The sequence below is a fragment of the Bacillus sp. CR71 genome, assembly GCF_003429245.1.
Lineage (GTDB): Bacteria > Bacillota > Bacilli > Bacillales > Bacillaceae_G > Bacillus_A > Bacillus_A thuringiensis_S.
In genome coordinates this window covers 537,102-554,782 of sequence record NZ_CP031748.1, presented here as the reverse complement: position 1 = coordinate 554,782, position 17,681 = coordinate 537,102, and the positions used below count along the sequence as shown (strand labels likewise).

Genomic DNA, 17,681 nt, shown 5'->3' with positions numbered 1-17,681 from the left:
TTTGTTGGTTCTTTCACTTCTTCTTTTGACTCTTCCACTTCCTTTGTTGGTTCTTTCACTTCTTCTTTTGACTCTTCCACTTCCTTTGTTGGTTCTTTCACTTCTTCTTTTGGTATTAATTTTTCTACTATATTCTGCATTACAATGCCACTATATAATATGCCAGTCTCATAATGATCTGCATCTAAATCAAATTCATATATTTTTTCTCCTAAAGTACGCCAAATGATTCCCTCATCAGTAAGAGTTCCACCTTCACTCTTTAGTGTAATCTTTTCAATTGGCTCTCCCTCTAAATCATATACAGGTATTTTCACTTCTTTATTTATTTCTGCATCATCCAAAATGACCTTTTGCCTTCTAACATCAATTGTTACCCACTGACCTAATTGTATTAATGGCCTTACATCACGAATCTCATTTTCAGCTAATTTTAAACTAAGTAAGTCTAACATTGAGCCAAGAACCGTTACATCTGTAATACGATTCTCAGTAAGATTTAACCACTGTAAATTTTTCAATGAAGATAGCGGTGTTATATCTTCAATTTGATTATGAGATACATTCACATTATTCAATCGTTTCAAGTTTGAGATGAAATCAATATTTTTCAGGCCTACTCCTTCTAAAGTAAGGTTTTCTAAGTTCGTCATGTACTCTAAACCTGTTATATCTTTTATCTCATTTCCTTTTTCTTTAAGTATCTCTAATTTTTTAACCTGTAATAAATCTTCTTTTGTGATAGGAGCGTTTAAGTTCTCTCTACCTAAATTCTCTTTATTAATATGTTGTTGTAAAGTTTTATCGAGAATTACATTTGCACGTTCTTTTTGTTTTTCAACTATATTCTGTATAACCGTACCATTAAATCTTATTTTACTTTCAGTAGAATTAGTATCTAGTTTAAATTCATATATTTTTTCTCCAGGACTATTCCATTTTATAAATCCGTTATTCAGAGTAGCCCCCTCACTTTTTACATTAATATTTTGAAGTGGTTCTCCCTTAAGGTTGTATACTGGGATTTTTAATTCCTCATCTACGCTTGCTTCATTTAAAAAGATTTTTTGTCTTTGAATGTCAATTGAAATTCGCTTACCTAATTCCTCAACAGGCCTTACGTCAGAAATTTCATTTGCTCCAAGATTTATCTCATGTAAATTTGTTAAAGTGCTCAACGGCGATATATCAGAGATATAATTCTCTTCTAAATTCAGCACTTGTAAATTTCCTAATTGAGATAATGGTGATATATCTTTTATTTCACTATCAGCAATTTCTAGTTCAATAAGATTACTCATTTTACTAATAGATTCAACATTATTAATTTTATTGTTCCCTATCCATAATAGTTCCACATTATTTAATCGATCAATTCCATTAAGATCACTGATTTGATTATTTGCTAAGTATAATTGTTTCATAGTTGATAATGTAAATAATGGCTGGATATCTTTAATGTTATTACCGATTAAATCTAATGTTTTGATTTTTTTCATTTTACTTAATGGTGTAAGATCAGAAATTTTATTATCTCTTAAAAAAAGCATATTAATATTCTCTAATTGCCCAATTGGATGAATACTTTCAATTGAATTAGAAGTTAAATCAACGTACTTCAAACTTCTCAATTTCGAGATAGCTGATATATCTGTTACATTAGACTCTCGTAACGTCAACTTCTCTAAATTTGTCATATACTCTAAACCAGCTATTTCATTTATCCCTTTACCTGAATAAATGGATAATGTTTTAATTTGTAATAAATCTTTCTTTGTGATTGGCGCATCTACATTATCTCTATCTAAGTTATATTTATTAATATATTTTTGTAATTGCTTATCTAATATTACATTTCCGTTTTCATCTTGTTGCTCCTCTTTATTTTCCTTTTGTTTTTCTGAAACATTGTTTTCTAAATTTATAGCATTTACTTCAAACTGCACTTGATATTTATTATCATAGGCCATCGTTGGAATATAAATATGCATTTGCATATTGTATGTTTTTCCTAATTCTCCAACTTCAAATTGAATAACCTTCGTCCCATTTTTCTTTTTGTCTTCTGATAGGACCTTTACATCATGAAACACACCTGGCGTATGAATATCCTCTGTTTTCAAGTATTGGAAGAAATCACTATCACTTAACGTTGCTGTTACAATTTTCTTTCCATTCTCAATTGTTAATTTCGGATCCTTTATATAAACAGCTGCCATAGACTCTTCATTCGTTTTATCTTTATACGCTTTAATAACAGCATCATATGTACCATCTTCTAAACCTTGTCCCGTTTTATTCGCCTCAATTGCCACTGCCGCTAAAGCAGGTGTTGAATAAACAGCAAACGGAAGTGATAACGCCGCCGCTATAATCATTGCATTTATACGTTTTCTTTTATTTTGTTTCAACTTTACATCTCCTCCAAAATATATAATTCGAAATGTAATCATTTCTCGAATAAATGATAATGATTTTCATTATCATTGTCAACTAAAAAAATAAAAAGTTTACAAAAAAAGAACCTCTTTAAAAGAGGTTATGCCATTTTCTCACCTGATTCTTCTCTAAAAAAGCTTTTCATCGCATGAAATACGTCTGCTTTTTGCTTTAAAATATAGTATCTAAAGTTTTCATCTTTAATATTTTTATAGGCTGACATGAGTGTACTATGGCGATTATACTGATTCACTTCCCCATATCCAAACATATTACATTTCTTCATTAATTCTTCCACAAGCTTTACACACCTAGCGTTATCTGATGTTAAATTATCACCATCTGAAAAATGGAATGGATAAATATTATAGCGGTCTGGTGAATATTTATTATCAATCAGTTCTAATGCCTTTTTATATACGGAAGAACATATTGTTCCGCCACTTTCTCCTTTTGAGAAAAATTCTTCTTCTGTGACGACTTTCGCTTCTGTATGGTGAGCAATAAATTCAATATCAACTGTTTCATACTTTGTTCGTAAAAATCTTGTCATCCAGAAAAAGAAGCTACGTGCCATATACTTCTCCCACATTCCCATCGATCCACTCGTATCCATCATCGCTAACACAACAGCCTTTGAATCTGGCTTTAATACTTCATTCCAAGTGCGGAACTTTAAGTCTTCTTGATGAATTGGATGGAAAGATGCTTTACCACGCATCGCATTTCGTTTATATGCAGATATCATTGTTCGTTTCTTATCGATATTTCCCCATAATCCTGTTTTTCTAATGTCATTAAATTCAACATGTTCAATCCGATTTTCATCTATTTCTTTTCTCTTTAAATTAGGCAGCTCTAACTCTCTGAAAAACGCCTGCTCTAATTCTAAAATAGAGACTTCAGCTTCATAGTAATCTTCCCCAGCTGCATCTCCTGCTCCTTGCCCTTTTCCTGGCCCTTTTTGTTTTTGACCACCTGATCCATCTCTCGCAACGACATCACCAACTTTACTGTCACCGTTTCCTTGCCCAACATGTTTATTTTTATCATAATTGTATCTAATCTTATATTCATCTAGAGAACGAATTGGTATTTTTACAACATCTTTGCCATTAGACATAACTATACTTTCTTCTGTTACAAGATCGGGTAAATTATTCTTAATTGCCTCTTGTACTTTTTCTTGATGGCGTTGTTGGTCGTCATATCCTTTGCGATGGAGGGACCAGTTTTCCTGTGAAATCGTATAATTTGGTTGATTTTCTTCGCCCATTCCTTTCCCTCCTTACTGTAATTGTCTTCCTTTATGAACAGCAATCTATAAATTTTGTTCTGTACTGTGCAAGCTAGAATATTTGAAAGGTAACTGCCCACAGAAAATCATCCCATAAACATTTATAACGTTTTTCATACAATACCCGAGCATCCTAAACAAAATTTTGCCACTCACATAATAGAAAGAAATATTCAGCCACTGATAAGAAAGAAACACAATGCATTGTTGCACACATTTTTACTTTGCAACATATTGTATTGTGTTGGCTTTTTTCGTATGAATGGTTGGTTACTCTATCATATGCATATTGTAAAAATAATTGACAATAAATTCATGAAATTGCATCTTAATTTATTACATTTGGACAAGGTATGACACTTTATACACATATGAACGGATAATAAAACGCTGTCCCGCAAAATACAAGAGACAGCGTTTTGTTATCAAACTATCGGTTTAACAAGCTACCTACATAGCGTAATAATTCATTTGCTGAAGAAGAATTATAGCCATGCTCATCAATTAAACGCGCAACAACATCATTGATTTTCTTAAGCTGATTTTCGTCTGGCGTTTTCGTTGATGTTGTAATTTTCACTATATCTTTTAAATCAGCAAATAGTTTTTTCTGAATCGCTTCACGAAGACGTTCATGTGAATTATAATCAAAGCGTTTTCCTTTACGGGCATAAGCAGAAATGCGAATTAAAATCTCTTCACGGAACGCTTTCTTAGCATTTTCTGAAATCCCAATTTGCTCTTCAATTGAGCGCATTAATTTTTCATCTGGACTCATTTCTTCTCCTGTTAACGGATCACGTAATTTCGATTTATTGCAGTACGCCTCGACGTTATCTAAATAATTATCCATAAGTGTCTTAGCCGATTCTTCATATGAATAAACAAACGCCTTTTGTACTTCTTTCTTTGCGATTTCATCGTATTCTTTTCTCGCTAATGAGATGAAATTCATATAACGTTCACGGTCTTCATTACTAATCGATGGATGCTGATCCAGCCCATCTTTTAAAGATCTAAGTACATCTAACGCGTTAATAGATGGTACCTCTTTTCGAATGATTGTAGACGAAATTCGGTTAATGACATAACGAGGATCAATACCCTTCATACCTTCATCTTGATATTCTCGTTGTAGCTCCTCTACATCAATCGCATTATAACCTTCTACCGTTTCTCCATCATACAAACGCATCTTTTTAATTAAATCAATATCCGGACGCTTCGGATCTTTTAAACGAGTTAAAATAGTGAACATTGCTGCAACGCGAAGTGTGTGTGGTGCAATGTGAACATTCGACACATCACTTTCACGAATCATTTTTTCATAAATATGTTCTTCTTCACTTACTCGTAAATTATAAGGAACTGGCATTACAATAATTCTTGAGTGCAATGCCTCATTTTTCTTATTTGCTATAAATGAGCGATACTCTGTTTCATTCGTATGCGCTACAATTAATTCATCTGCTGAAATAAGCGCAAATCTTCCCGCTTTGAAATTCCCTTCTTGCGTAAGCGATAATAAGTGCCATAAAAACTTCTCATCACATTTTAACATCTCTTGGAACTCCATCATTCCTCGGTTCGCCTTATTTAATTCTCCATCAAATCGATACGCACGCGGGTCTGATTCTGAACCATATTCTGCAATCGTAGAAAAGTCCAGACTACCTGTTAAATCTGCAATATCCTGTGATTTTGGATCAGACGGGCTAAATGTACCAATCCCTGTACGGCGATCTTCAGAGAAGAAAATACGCTCTACAACTACATCCTCAATTCTTGATCCGTATTCTTGCTCTAAACGCATGACATTTAGTGGTGATAAATTCCCTTCAATTCTAACCCCATACTCATCAAAGAAATCATCTCGTAAATGATGTGGAATTAAATGCAGTGGATCCTCATGCATTGGGCATCCTTTAATTGCAAAAATTGCTCCACGATCTGTTCGTGAATATGTTTCTAATCCTCGTTTCAACATCGTAACTAACGTTGATTTCCCTCCACTAACAGGACCCATTAATAATAAAATTCTTTTTCTAACATCTAATCGTTTTGCGGATGGATGAAAATATTCCTCTACAAGACGTTCTAGAGCATCCTCTAATCCAAAGAGCTGATTACTAAAGAAGTTATACTTTCTTCTACCATCAACTTCTTCAATTCCAGCATCTTTTATCATATTGTAAATGCGAGAGTGTGCTGTTTGAGCCACCCATGGTCTTTCTTTCACAAGCTCCAAATACTCCGCAAACGTACCTTCCCATTGTAACCGTTCTTCTGCTGCTCGATGCTGTTCAATCTTTTTTAGAATATCCATTATAGCTCCTCCCCCATCTCCTTGTTCAATCGGATTATTATAAAAGGTATGCTAGGATGTCCTTAAACATTCTTTAAATCAAAACGAAATATATAATAGCACGCTAAAATTCTCTCCAAAATTCAAAGAAAATTCTGTATAATATAGGTATTAACGTTTTCACACTGCTATTCATTATAAATAAATTCTTTTCTTCTAAGAACCTTACATACATTTTGGGTAATAAATAGAACTCGTGAACCGAAAAAAGTAAGGAGGATATTAGTATGAAATTATTATTAATTTTAGGTGTATCACTCACATTTCTTACAGCTATTTTTACATCTGGTTACAATGACAAACCAGGTACACATAAAAAATGATGTGCTTTTAGCACATCATTTTTTTATACATTATTTATAATACATATTTTCCATATCATATTTGGATAATGGTCGACTATAATAATAACCTTGTACAAGCTTCACATTCTTTTCTTTCAAAAACTGTATTTGCTCCTTTTTTTCTACTCCCTCTGCAATTACATTCAGTTCTAAAGTATGAGCTAAATGAATAATTGCAGCTGTAATATTCGTATCACGTTCATCTATATGTATACCTTCCATAAAAGAACGATCAATTTTTAAAGTATCAATTGGATATGTTTTCAAGTAACTTAAAGATGAATAGCCTGTTCCAAAATCATCTAAATGAATCTTTAAATTTTGTTCTTTTAATTGTAGTAACACTCTCTTCGATATATCTTTATGTATAAGAGCTCCTTCTGTAACCTCTATCGCTAATAAATAAGCTGGTACATTGTACTTATTTAAAGCCCGTGTAATCATCTCTATTAATGTAATAGAGCGAAAGTGTCTAGCTGAAATATTAACTGCAATTGGGACCACTTCATATCCTTTATTTAACCATTCGCGCAGTTGCTGACACACTTGATTTACTACCCATTCATCGAGCTTAATAATAAATCCTGTTCTTTCTGCCAACGGAATAAATTGATTTGGAGAAACAAATCCTAATTCCTTATTCTCCCACCTTATTAAAGCTTCCATACTAGCTATTTTTTTCGTTTCAATATTAATTTGTGGCTGATAATATAAGAAAAACTCATTTTTTTCTATAGCACGATGTAACTGGTTTTCTATTATAAACCTTTGTTCACGCTCACAGTCTAATCCACTACAATAAAAATGATAATGTCCTTTTCCTTTTTCTTTTGCTTTTTCTAAAGCAGCATCGACCCTCTGAAATAGTATTTTTTCATCTTCTCCATCTGCTGGAGCCATTACAATTCCAATTGACGCACTTAAATATACATCTTCTTCCTCGATTACAAAATATTCACTAATATTTTTCAGTATGCCTTTTGCAATTTCCTCTACACATTCTTTCGTTATATTTTCTATTAACATAACAAATTGATCATCGTGTTCTCTAAATAAGTGCATACCTTCTATTTTTAGATTGCTTAAACATTCTGTAACTTTTTGTAATACTTTATCTCCCTCTTTATGACCAAATGTATCATTAATACGATGAAACTCATCTAAATCTATAAATACAAGCGCAAAATTTATACTCTCTTTTAAAAAAGTATTTAACTTATTTGTACATGAAATTCTATTCATTAATCCCGTTAACTGGTCATAGTAGGCTAAATATTCTGTTCGCATTTCGTTTAATACTTGCCTTGTAACATCTCTCGTAACAATATAAACTCCAACAATTTCACCGTTCACAATAATCGGGATAGTTCTCAAAGAAATATATAGCTCGTACCCTTCTTTATGAACATATTTCTTTGAAACAATTTGTTTTGCTCTTCCCTGCAGAGCTCCTTTAAATAGAATTTGAAAGTCTTTTTCATATTCTTTATTAATGAATTCAAAAATAAATTTATTATTTAACTCTTCATACCGGTATCCAAATATTTCATACGTTGCCGGGTTTGCATATGTAACTCTCCCTATAGAATCTATAGATATAATTGAGTCATTATTATATTCTAGTAACGACTTAAATAACATTTGTTTTTCCTCTATCTCTGTCTTCTCCTCAATTTGAGCTGTAATATCTCTTGTAATACAAATAACAAATTGACATATTCCTTCTTCATCGCAGACAGGATTAAGTGAAGATTCATAATGTATCTCACCTTTTTGTAATTTGACTACATCACAAAATGTGTGTGCTTTCGCTTCTCTCACTACTTTTTCATATTGCCTTTGCAATATCCCCGCTATATCTTTTGGTAATACTTCTGCAAAAGTTTTTCCATAGCACTCTTCGCTTAACCTAGCATAATCCATTCCTATTCTATTCACATACATATATTTAAACGTTTCATCATCAATAACTTTCAAAATAAATACTAAATCTTGAATAGCATGTAATAATCCTTGTCTAATTAAATCCATATCTATCATACTTAAAAAGGTATTTTGATTACTATATTCTTCCTTCATATTTATCTCAACCCGTCTTATCTATTTTTAATCATATATCCCATTCTATATGATTATGTCCTCTCTTTTAAATGTATGATTACATATTATTTTTATTTTATAAAAAAAAGTCGCCATATGGCGACTTTTAATAAACGATTTCTAAATCTAATCCAGGGTAATTTTGTTGACGGAACGCTTCATAAATTAAAATTGCTGCTGTATTAGATAAATTTAATGAACGTACTTTATCTGTCATTGGAATACGTAAACAATGATCAAAGTTTTCTTCGATTACATTAGCTGGTAAGCCGTTTGTTTCTCTTCCAAATACAAAATAGTAATCCTTCTCGCGCTTGCTATAGTCAAACGCTGTATGAGCTTTTTCGCCATACTTCGTTAAATAGAAGAATTCACCATCTTTATTTTTTTCATAAAATTCTTCAATTGAATCATAATACGTAATTTTCACGTGCTGCCAATAATCTAATCCGGCACGCTTTAACATTTTATCATCCGTTGAAAATCCAAGCGGTCTAATCAAATGTAATTCTGTTCCAGTTGCTGCACAAGTACGAGCAATATTCCCTGTATTTGCTGGAATTTCTGGCTGATATAAAACAACATGTACTCCCACGCGATATTCACCTCTGTTTTTTGTCTACTACGTATTATACCACTTGAGCGAAAAATCTCTACCCATTAATAATATGAAAGAATTTATATTTCATTTGTGGTGTATATTTACTAGAGTCTTCATAGTTCCAATAACGTCGACGGCTATTCGCTGAATGTGCATTTACAAGCGGCATACCATCTGCATCTTTTGCTACTACAATCGTCGTATGATTCCATCTTCCGTCATCCTCGAAATCATAAGCAATAACATCTCCAAGAATAAGTTCTTCTGGCCTCTCTACCGCCTCTGCTCGAAGTCCTGTTGTAGCACCTGACAAATACCAATAAAAAGAATGTGCAACAGCCCAGCTCCAACTCCACTGATTCTCCCTTTGCCACCATCCTTTACGAATATTAGGATATCCGTTCATAGGTACTTCTCCAGTATGAAGACATTGAGAAATAAAATTCGTACAATTATCAGGGAAATTACGATACATAGGATTTCGGTCATCCCACCAACGCTCTGCATATTTCACTGCCTCTAAACGATTATACTGATAAGAACCGTACTTCTCTTTCGTAATTTCCCTTTCTAATGTCTCACCCATTCTAATTTCTTCTGACACTTCAATATCATAATCGCCTATAATCCGACTATTATTTAAACAAACTCTTCGTTTTAATTGTTCCTCTTCAATATAAAATAATTCTTTATGCTTAATTAAATATTTAAAATGTATTTGATAATCAATTTCTTGATGGTCATTACTATTTAATTGTCTAATGAAAGAAACATCCGCAGTTGCTTTCACTATATGTGCACTACGCCTTTGAAACAATTGTTTCTTTCTCTGTGCCATTTGTAGTAAATCCTCAGCAATACCATCCACGTCTGTTCGTTTCTCTGTGATATATGCTAAAAACTGTTGTACTTGCTTTTCAATATTCATTTTTACAGCCATTTCGTTTCCCTCCCATATTACAATATGAAAAAGGGAAATATTATCTACTCTTTTTTCTGTGCTAACAATTCAAGCCCGCGCTTCATTTCATGAAGTACTTCTTCATCTTTCTCACGTTCCATCGCTTTCTCAATCGCTTCGCCTACTCCATCTCCCCCAATTTTCCCAAGTGCCCATGCTGCCGTTCCGCGCAATACCGGTCTTGGGTCATCTTTCATAACACCAATTAAATCAGGAATTGCCGATGCTTCTTTAAAATGTGCTAATGCTAAAATCGCATTTCTTTGCAGTGGCTTTTTCCCTCTCCATGACCCTGACATAATCCCATATTTCTCTTTAAAATCACGATTACTAATTGTTAAAAGTGGCGTTAATAATGGTTTAACTAGCTCAGGGTCCGGCTCCATCTCAGGATGATTATGAAAATCCATTCCTTTGTTTTTCGGGCAAACAGTCTGACACGTATCACATCCATATATACGATTTCCTATTTTATCGCGATATTCTTCAGGTAGGAATCCTTTCGTCTGTGTTAAAAACGCAATACACTTCTTCGAATCTAACTGTCCCCCCTGTATTAAAGCACCTGTAGGACAAATATCGATACATTTCGTACAGCCCCCGCATTGATCTTCTATCGGCTTATCTGGCGGGAATGGAACATTTGTAATCATTTCCCCTAAGTATACGTACGAACCGAATTCAGGTGTAATAATAGCACAGTTTTTCCCACTCCAGCCAATGCCTGCACGCTCTGATACAGCTCGATCACTTAATTCACCTGTATCAACCATGGACTTCACTTCTATATCCGGAAGTTTTTCAATTAAATATGCTTCTAATTTTTGCAAACGATCTCGTAAAACAAGATGATAATCTTGTCCCCAAGAAGCACGGCAAAAAATTCCACGGCGTTCTCCACGCTTACTTAATGGTGCATTTTTTAATTTTGAAGGATATGCTAAAGCAATCGCAATAATTGATTTAGCACCCGGTAATAAAAGTTGCGGATTCGTTCTCTTCTCTATATCAGGCTCTTCAAATCCAGATTGATAATTTAATTGTTGTTGCTGGATTAAGCGCTGCTTTAATTCCTCAAAAGGAGAAGCACTCGCAAAGCCTATTTTATCTATGCCAATTGTTTTACTATACGCAATTACATCTTGCTTTAATTGTTCAAAATCCACTCTTAATCGCCTCCTCAGATGAATCCATCATCCCTTATGTAACGACTTTATTGGTTAGTAATTCACTTTTGGAATACTATTATTTACTTCTATTTTCGCATGTAATTATATTTTTCAAACATTAAAAAACGCAATGCCTCGTTTATCTCGGAAACGAAACACTGCGTTGATCACAATTTATAGAAAAACATTTAATAAAATTTGGAGCGGGTGAAGAGAATCGAACTCTCGACCAGAGCTTGGAAGGCTCTTGTTTTACCACTAAACTACACCCGCAAATATAAATTACATATAAGATATTAGAATAACTTATGTAAAATAGTATAGCATGTTAAAAAAATAGAGGCAAGAATTTTATCGAAAAAAGTCGAAAAAGTGATGAGAGACCTCATCACTTTTTCAATTCTTTATCAATGGCCTTCTTCATACTATCGAAATCAGGGTTTGCAAGATTTCCGTTTACATATACTGAAGGAGCACCTTGAACTTTTAATTTTTGAGCACGATCTGAATCTTTACGTACTTTTTCTGTAATTTCTTTACTGTGTAAATCTTTCTTAAATTGCTCTACATCAACTTTTGGAAGTTTCTCTTTCACAATGCTAAGAAGCAAATCTTCTGTAATCCATTCTTCCGTATCTTTCTTTTGATTTTGATAAATCTCATCATAGAAAATCCAGAATGAATCTTTATCTTGTTTATAAATTGCTTCACCAGCTGCTGCACCTAAATCCGAGTCTTTTCCGATAAATGGGAAGTTAATAAAATATAACTGCACTTTGCCTTTATCAATATACTCTTCTTTTAATCGAGGTAATACTGTTACATCCCAAGTACGACAAGCAGGACATTTGAAGTCTCCAAATTCAACTACCTTAACTGGAGCATCATCTTTCCCTAAAGATTGTTGCGTGGAATAAGCAAACATCTCATTCCCTTTATCTTTTTTGTCATTTATGATGCTATACGCAATTGTTCCAATTACAATCAATACTGCGATAGAAAAAACTATACCAAGAGCCATGAGTTTATTTGATTTCATATACATTCCTCTTTAAATTCATATTCTGTATACAGCATTGTACACAATACACATAATATCAACACTTATATACGTCACGCAATGAACACGCTCACATAAATTACAAAAACACAATAATTGTGACGATATTGTGTCACAATTTGTCACAATTTATTCAAAAAAAGAAGCTCCTCTGTAGGAACTTCTCTTAACTTACTGCTTTTTTACGCGCGCTATTTAACATCGACTGCTCTATTTTTATATCATGACGAATTACCAATTTCTCACTAACTGCTTGAACATACTCATCATGGCTTATATAGCCTTCTTTCTCCATTAGTCTCAAAACGACATTTCGTCTCTCTACTGCTTTATCATAATTTTGGGCAGGTGAGTAATAAGCAGGTGCTTTTACTACAGCAGCCATCATTGCACTTTCAGCCAACGTTAATTGGTTCACCTTTTTACCGAAGTAAAGGTTTGCTGCTTTTTCAATTCCCCATGCTCCTTCTCCATAATAAATGTTACTTACATATAATTTTAAAATTTCATCCTTCGTAAATGTACGTTCAATTTTTTTCGTATAAAAAATCTCTTTCCACTTACGAGAAAATGTACGTTCATTCGTTAAAAAAGCATTTTTAGATAGCTGCTGTGTAATCGTGCTTCCTCCTTGTACGACACCACCAGCTTTTATATTCTCAACAGAGGCCCTAATAATTGCTATATAATCTAAACCGTTATGATGATAAAATCTTTTATCTTCTGTCGCAATAAATGCATGTGTTAATGATTCTGGTACCTCTAACTTAGCCGGCACATGTAATTTACTAATATCACTTTGCTCAATCATTACATTTCCAATGAATAATAACGTACAACTTAACAATAATAATAATATAATGGCTTTATAAAAAAGTTTAGTCATTGGATTTAATGCAACTTTTTGATGATAGTTCACCCTAGATAATACTCGTTCTTTCATCTTGAACACCTCTTTTCCACACAGCATATAACTCTTACTTTAAGAATACATTGTTGTAAAAAAATATCCCATCGATTTCTCTTACACGTACCTTACATCATTGTAAGGTATAAAGTGAAACTTTAATAAGCCCTCATCAATCAGGCTTACTGCCCAGCAAATAGTCGGATAAAAAAGTATTGTATCACAGTCTTTTTTTATCTACTATTCATCTGAAATATTGAATATAGGTATGTTAAAGTACGAATAACCAATAAGAGAGTAACCCTTAAGACTATTATATTTTCACTTTACACTTTAATTATATCATCTACAAATATATGTACTTTTAACTATCTAGTAATCTAAATGTATATAACATATAAAGTGAAACTTTAATCAGTGGAGGTTTTGTTCATCCCCACTGATTATTAGCCCTCACCAATTGAGCTGCCCGGCAAATAGCGGGATAAATCCATTATACAGAACAAACGTTCTACAAATCAATACTAGCGCTATTATTATTTTGACCTTTTTCTTAAACAGTATACAAAAAAAGAGTAGTGATTTGAATGTATCTCAAATCAGTCACTCTTTTCTTTACAATCTTCCTATTAAACTATACGGCTGTACTTCCCACGTTTCGTACGGAATATAATGTGTTGCTCTCATCGCATCAAGCGTTCTGGATTTCATATGAGGACGCGTTATATACTCATCTATATTCTCTTCATTTAAAGCAACAAATTTAGCCTCTTGTATTTCTTCAGGTTGAATTTTTATTTCACCGCTCACATATGCCACTTTAAAAACAACAGCTAAAATATGCATAGAAGCATTATAGTAAACACCTGTAACTCCAACCGGCTTCACAGTTAAACCGGTTTCCTCAAACATTTCCCTACAAACTGCTTGATCGAGCGCTTCTCCTTCTTCCACCTGTCCTCCTGGCAACTCCCACGTATCCGATCGCCAATGTACTTTAGCTAATAACACTTCATCTTTTTCATTTGTTAAATAACCTGCTACAGCAACGATATGCTTTGGTGTTTTATGTTCCATATTAAACCTCCTAGAAATAATGATTATTTCATATATCCCTATAAGCATATTCCCTGTCTACAACAAAATACCTTTACTAATTCATCAACTTAATTAACTTCATAAAAAAAGCCTCTATCCGTTAAACGGACAGGGCTTCTATCGTATTATTCTCCTAAGTCTACGTTGTGGTAAACTTGTTGCACATCTTCTAAATCTTCTAATGCATCAACCATTTTCTCAAATTGTACTTGAGCATCTTCGGGAAGTGTAACATCACTTTGTGCAAGCATTGTTAATTCTGCAACTGTAAATTCTTCAACACCAGCACCTTTAAGTGCAGATTGTACTGAATGGAATTGATCAGGTTCAGCATACACGATAACAGAATCTTCTTCTTCTAGAATGTCACGTGCATCAACATCTGCTTCCATTAAAATTTCAAGAACTTCATCTGATGTTTTACCTTCAAGGCCGATAACAGCTGTCGCATCAAACATGTAAGCTACAGAACCGTTTACACCCATGTTACCACTGTTTTTGCTAAATGCAGCTCGTACATCTGCTGCAGTACGGTTTACGTTATTTGTAAGTGTATCTACAATAACCATAGCTCCATTTGGTCCAAATCCTTCATAACGAAGCTCGTCATAATTTTCCTCTGAACCGCCTTTTGCCTTTTCAACTGCACGATCAATAATTGTTCTTGGTACATTGTATGTTTTCGCACGTTCTAATACGACTCTAAGCGCTTGGTTTGATTCTGGATCTGGCTCTCCTTGTTTTGCCGCCACATAAATTTCACGTCCAAATTTCGCGTATATACGGCTTGTATTTGCATCTTTCGATGCTTTTTTATCTTTAATATTGTTCCATTTACGGCCCATACTTTCCACTCTCTTTCTCGTTTTAAATCTACATAAAAATATTAATATGAAATATAATGTGTGTTCAACACATTTTTAAAAGAAATATAAAAAGTTCATTTTTGATTCATATTACAGACATAATATAAATCACTATCATTTTGTTCTTTCGACAAGTTATATTATACATGAATTCCTAAGTTTATTACGAATTTTAGCATCACATAATATAATTTAACAAAAAAGACTCTAACATTTCTGTTAGAGTCTTTTTATATTGCCGATACCGATTTCCATAATATTCCCATAATTACTTTCTATTGCTGTACAATAAAAATAGGGAAAAATTTGAAGAAAAGGTGGAGGGAGAATTATGACACATTCAAATGAGAAAAAATCACATGCTTTTAAAGGAATAGGAGAGAAGTTAAACCCAACTATCTATCAAGTAAGATTCATGAAATTAGATGAACCAATCCAATTTGAGGCGTTTCCTGAATTGAAGGAATTAGGGGACTGGTTGAGTACTTCAACGCACATGTGGTCGTGCCACTCAACTATGTACAAATACAACAGAGAAAAGTTTGAAAAGAAGTTTTTAGAAATTACGAAATTAACAGCTGATCATGTACTAATATCTACTGGTGGTGTCGGATTTAACTTCATGTCACCGGGGTGGAGAAATTCTCTCTAGAGTGCTCGAAGGGAATATTATAGAATACCGCAATTAAAAGGATAAAATTGAATGTTTGTTTTTATCCTTTTAATGTTTCGCAGTTTACTCACCGTACACTTTTTGTGCTTATTTTGTCATGTAATGAAAAGAAAACAAAAAAAACTCTATACTAATTGTATAGAGTTTTTTTACGACGTTCATGATACCGATGGTCGGGGTCGAACCGACACTCCCGAAGGAACACGATTTTGAGTCGTGCGCGTCTGCCAATTCCGCCACATCGGCACAAAAGAAAAGGCGGCAACCGGATTTGAACCGGTGATAAAGGTTTTGCAGACCTCTGCCTTACCACTTGGCTATGCCGCCATATTAAATTTCATTGGAGCGGAAGACGGGATTCGAACCCGCGACCCCAACCTTGGCAAGGTTGTATTCTACCACTGAACTACTTCCGCAAAAATGGCTGGGCTAGCTGGATTCGAACCAGCGCATGACGGAGTCAAAGTCCGTTGCCTTACCGCTTGGCTATAGCCCATCGAATTCTTACTTAATTATATGTAAGTATCAATTAAATTATTTGTAATTTTAAAAATAAAAATGGGGCGACTGATGGGAATCGAACCCACGAATGCCGGAGCCACAATCCGGTGCGTTAACCACTTCGCCACAACCGCCATGTTGTGTAAATATATTTGGCAGGGGCAGTAGGAATCGAACCCACACTGGAGGTTTTGGAGACCTCAGTTCTACCTTTAAACTATGCCCCTATGTAAATGGTGGAGGGGGGCAGATTCGAACTGCCGAACCCGAAGGAGCGGATTTACAGTCCGCCGCGTTTAGCCACTTCGCTACCCCTCCGAAACTTACATGGTGCCGGCTAGAGGACTTGAACCCCCAACCTACTGATTACAAGTCAGTTGCTCTACCAATTGAGCTAAGCCGGCGTATTTTATTAAAATAAATGGTGGCTCGGGACGGAATCGAACCGCCGACACGAGGATTTTCAGTCCTCTGCTCTACCGACTGAGCTACCGAGCCTTATTAAAATGGCGGTCCCGACCGGGGTCGAACCGGCGATCTCCTGCGTGACAGGCAGGCATGTTAACCACTACACCACGGGACCATTTGGTTGCGGGGACAGGATTTGAACCTGCGACCTTCGGGTTATGAGCCCGACGAGCTACCGTGCTGCTCCACCCCGCGATAATACTATTTATATAAAATTCATATGGTGGAGGATGACGGGATCGAACCGCCGACCCCCTGCTTGTAAGGCAGGTGCTCTCCCAGCTGAGCTAATCCTCCAAAGTGGTGACCCGTACGGGATTCGAACCCGTGTTACCGCCGTGAAAGGGCGGTGTCTTAACCACTTGACCAACGGGCCAAAAATTTAAAAACTTTTCCAAGCTTCCAACCGGGCTTGAACCGGTGACCTCTTCCTTACCATGGAAGTACTCTACCAGCTGAGCTATGGAAGCATAATGGCTCCGCAGGTAGGAATCGAACCTACGACCGATCGGTTAACAGCCGATAGCTCTACCGCTGAGCTACTGCGGAACAATAAAGCCTGGCAACGTCCTACTCTCACAGGGACAAGGTCCCAACTACCATCGGCGCTAGAGAGCTTAACTTCCGTGTTCGGTATGGGAACGGGTGTGACCTCTCTGCCATCATTACCAGACTTTTATCATTATACACATTCTTTTCAGAATGTCAAAAGGAATTTTAAATATATATTCCTTCAAAACTAGATAACATTGCTACATATTATATGGTTAAGTCCTCGATCTATTAGTATTCGTCAGCTCCACATGTCACCATGCTTCCACCTCGAACCTAT

General features: G+C 34.8%; 11 protein-coding genes, 16 tRNA genes, 1 rRNA gene and 1 pseudogene. 1 reads left to right on the top strand and 28 read right to left on the bottom strand.

The features are described from left to right. The 12 genes and pseudogenes from DOS87_RS02925 to DOS87_RS02870 all read right to left on the bottom strand — a co-directional run. Positions 1 to 2,372, bottom strand: a pseudogene (locus DOS87_RS02925) (leucine-rich repeat domain-containing protein); the annotation flags it as partial. Positions 2,373 to 2,539: 167 nt separating this feature from the next. Next, positions 2,540 to 3,715: a sporulation protein YhbH gene (yhbH, locus tag DOS87_RS02920; RefSeq protein WP_000503516.1), complete on the bottom strand. Its 1,176-nt coding sequence runs from the start codon at positions 3,713 to 3,715 to the stop codon at positions 2,540 to 2,542. Between the two features lie 451 nt (positions 3,716 to 4,166). Then, positions 4,167 to 6,062, bottom strand: a complete 1,896-nt coding sequence (locus DOS87_RS02915) for a PrkA family serine protein kinase (protein ID WP_000353273.1) — start codon at positions 6,060 to 6,062, stop codon at positions 4,167 to 4,169. A gap of 392 nt (positions 6,063 to 6,454) precedes the next feature. Continuing rightward, positions 6,455 to 8,524: a sensor domain-containing protein gene (locus tag DOS87_RS02910; protein WP_000657163.1), complete on the bottom strand. Its 2,070-nt coding sequence runs from the start codon at positions 8,522 to 8,524 to the stop codon at positions 6,455 to 6,457. Positions 8,525 to 8,651: 127 nt separating this feature from the next. Next, positions 8,652 to 9,140: a tRNA (uridine(34)/cytosine(34)/5-carboxymethylaminomethyluridine(34)-2'-O)-methyltransferase TrmL gene (trmL, locus tag DOS87_RS02905; RefSeq protein ID WP_000538147.1), complete on the bottom strand. Its 489-nt coding sequence runs from the start codon at positions 9,138 to 9,140 to the stop codon at positions 8,652 to 8,654. Positions 9,141 to 9,198: 58 nt separating this feature from the next. After that, positions 9,199 to 10,086, bottom strand: a complete 888-nt coding sequence (locus tag DOS87_RS02900) for an amidase domain-containing protein (protein ID WP_000279323.1) — start codon at positions 10,084 to 10,086, stop codon at positions 9,199 to 9,201. A 44-nt stretch (positions 10,087 to 10,130) separates the two neighbouring features. Then, a complete protein-coding gene (gene queG, locus DOS87_RS02895; protein ID WP_000345208.1) occupies positions 10,131 to 11,273 on the bottom strand; it encodes a tRNA epoxyqueuosine(34) reductase QueG in 1,143 nt (380 codons plus the stop codon). 202 nt (positions 11,274 to 11,475) lie between these two features. Next, positions 11,476 to 11,549, bottom strand: a tRNA-Gly gene (locus tag DOS87_RS02890). A 115-nt stretch (positions 11,550 to 11,664) separates the two neighbouring features. After that, entirely contained in the window at positions 11,665 to 12,315 is a 651-nt protein-coding gene (locus DOS87_RS02885) for a DsbA family protein (protein WP_000841308.1), read from the bottom strand. Positions 12,316 to 12,502: 187 nt separating this feature from the next. Further along, positions 12,503 to 13,279, bottom strand: coding sequence for a transglycosylase domain-containing protein (locus DOS87_RS02880; protein WP_000664718.1), 777 nt, complete (start codon positions 13,277 to 13,279; stop codon positions 12,503 to 12,505). 579 nt (positions 13,280 to 13,858) lie between these two features. Then, a complete protein-coding gene (locus DOS87_RS02875) occupies positions 13,859 to 14,320 on the bottom strand; it encodes an NUDIX hydrolase (protein WP_000400451.1) in 462 nt (153 codons plus the stop codon). 146 nt (positions 14,321 to 14,466) lie between these two features. Further along, positions 14,467 to 15,186 (bottom strand): YebC/PmpR family DNA-binding transcriptional regulator, encoded by a 720-nt coding sequence (locus tag DOS87_RS02870; protein ID WP_000532954.1) that lies wholly within the window; start codon positions 15,184 to 15,186, stop codon positions 14,467 to 14,469. Between the two features lie 352 nt (positions 15,187 to 15,538). Here DOS87_RS02870 and DOS87_RS02865 point away from each other — a divergent pair, with 352 nt between their 5' ends. Continuing rightward, complete coding sequence (locus DOS87_RS02865; protein ID WP_000149824.1) at positions 15,539 to 15,859, top strand: DUF3884 family protein; 321 nt, start codon at positions 15,539 to 15,541, stop codon at positions 15,857 to 15,859. Positions 15,860 to 16,044: 185 nt separating this feature from the next. Here the strand turns inward: DOS87_RS02865 and DOS87_RS02860 are convergent. The 16 genes from DOS87_RS02860 to rrf form a co-directional block, all read right to left on the bottom strand. Continuing rightward, positions 16,045 to 16,126: transfer RNA gene (locus DOS87_RS02860), tRNA-Leu, on the bottom strand. A gap of 10 nt (positions 16,127 to 16,136) precedes the next feature. Beyond that, a tRNA-Cys gene (locus DOS87_RS02855) sits at positions 16,137 to 16,207 on the bottom strand. A gap of 14 nt (positions 16,208 to 16,221) precedes the next feature. Beyond that, positions 16,222 to 16,296 (bottom strand) — tRNA-Gly (locus tag DOS87_RS02850). A gap of 5 nt (positions 16,297 to 16,301) precedes the next feature. Then, positions 16,302 to 16,376: transfer RNA gene (locus DOS87_RS02845), tRNA-Gln, on the bottom strand. A 63-nt stretch (positions 16,377 to 16,439) separates the two neighbouring features. Next, a tRNA-His gene (locus DOS87_RS02840) sits at positions 16,440 to 16,515 on the bottom strand. Positions 16,516 to 16,534: 19 nt separating this feature from the next. Further along, positions 16,535 to 16,608 (bottom strand) — tRNA-Trp (locus DOS87_RS02835). A gap of 7 nt (positions 16,609 to 16,615) precedes the next feature. Then, a tRNA-Tyr gene (locus DOS87_RS02830) sits at positions 16,616 to 16,699 on the bottom strand. A gap of 10 nt (positions 16,700 to 16,709) precedes the next feature. Beyond that, positions 16,710 to 16,785, bottom strand: a tRNA-Thr gene (locus DOS87_RS02825). Positions 16,786 to 16,803: 18 nt separating this feature from the next. Further along, positions 16,804 to 16,879 (bottom strand) — tRNA-Phe (locus DOS87_RS02820). A 9-nt stretch (positions 16,880 to 16,888) separates the two neighbouring features. Beyond that, positions 16,889 to 16,964, bottom strand: a tRNA-Asp gene (locus DOS87_RS02815). A 3-nt stretch (positions 16,965 to 16,967) separates the two neighbouring features. Then, positions 16,968 to 17,044: transfer RNA gene (locus tag DOS87_RS02810), tRNA-Met, on the bottom strand. Positions 17,045 to 17,070: 26 nt separating this feature from the next. Further along, a tRNA-Val gene (locus DOS87_RS02805) sits at positions 17,071 to 17,146 on the bottom strand. A gap of 4 nt (positions 17,147 to 17,150) precedes the next feature. Then, positions 17,151 to 17,225: transfer RNA gene (locus DOS87_RS02800), tRNA-Glu, on the bottom strand. 21 nt (positions 17,226 to 17,246) lie between these two features. Further along, positions 17,247 to 17,319: transfer RNA gene (locus tag DOS87_RS02795), tRNA-Thr, on the bottom strand. 4 nt (positions 17,320 to 17,323) lie between these two features. Then, positions 17,324 to 17,398, bottom strand: a tRNA-Asn gene (locus DOS87_RS02790). A gap of 8 nt (positions 17,399 to 17,406) precedes the next feature. After that, a 5S ribosomal RNA gene (gene rrf, locus DOS87_RS02785) occupies positions 17,407 to 17,522 on the bottom strand. Positions 17,523 to 17,681 lie beyond the last annotated feature (159 nt).

Coding starts and splice junctions, on each gene's coding strand:
- DOS87_RS02875 (WP_000400451.1), bottom strand. CDS start 14,320: ATGGAACATAAAACACCAAAGCATATCGTTGCTGTAGCAGGTTATTTA.
- yhbH (WP_000503516.1), bottom strand. CDS start 3,715: ATGGGCGAAGAAAATCAACCAAATTATACGATTTCACAGGAAAACTGG.
- DOS87_RS02880 (WP_000664718.1), bottom strand. CDS start 13,279: ATGAAAGAACGAGTATTATCTAGGGTGAACTATCATCAAAAAGTTGCA.
- DOS87_RS02915 (WP_000353273.1), bottom strand. CDS start 6,062: ATGGATATTCTAAAAAAGATTGAACAGCATCGAGCAGCAGAAGAACGG.
- DOS87_RS02865 (WP_000149824.1), top strand. CDS start 15,539: ATGACACATTCAAATGAGAAAAAATCACATGCTTTTAAAGGAATAGGA.
- DOS87_RS02900 (WP_000279323.1), bottom strand. CDS start 10,086: ATGGCTGTAAAAATGAATATTGAAAAGCAAGTACAACAGTTTTTAGCA.
- DOS87_RS02870 (WP_000532954.1), bottom strand. CDS start 15,186: ATGGGCCGTAAATGGAACAATATTAAAGATAAAAAAGCATCGAAAGAT.
- DOS87_RS02885 (WP_000841308.1), bottom strand. CDS start 12,315: ATGAAATCAAATAAACTCATGGCTCTTGGTATAGTTTTTTCTATCGCA.
- DOS87_RS02910 (WP_000657163.1), bottom strand. CDS start 8,524: ATGAAGGAAGAATATAGTAATCAAAATACCTTTTTAAGTATGATAGAT.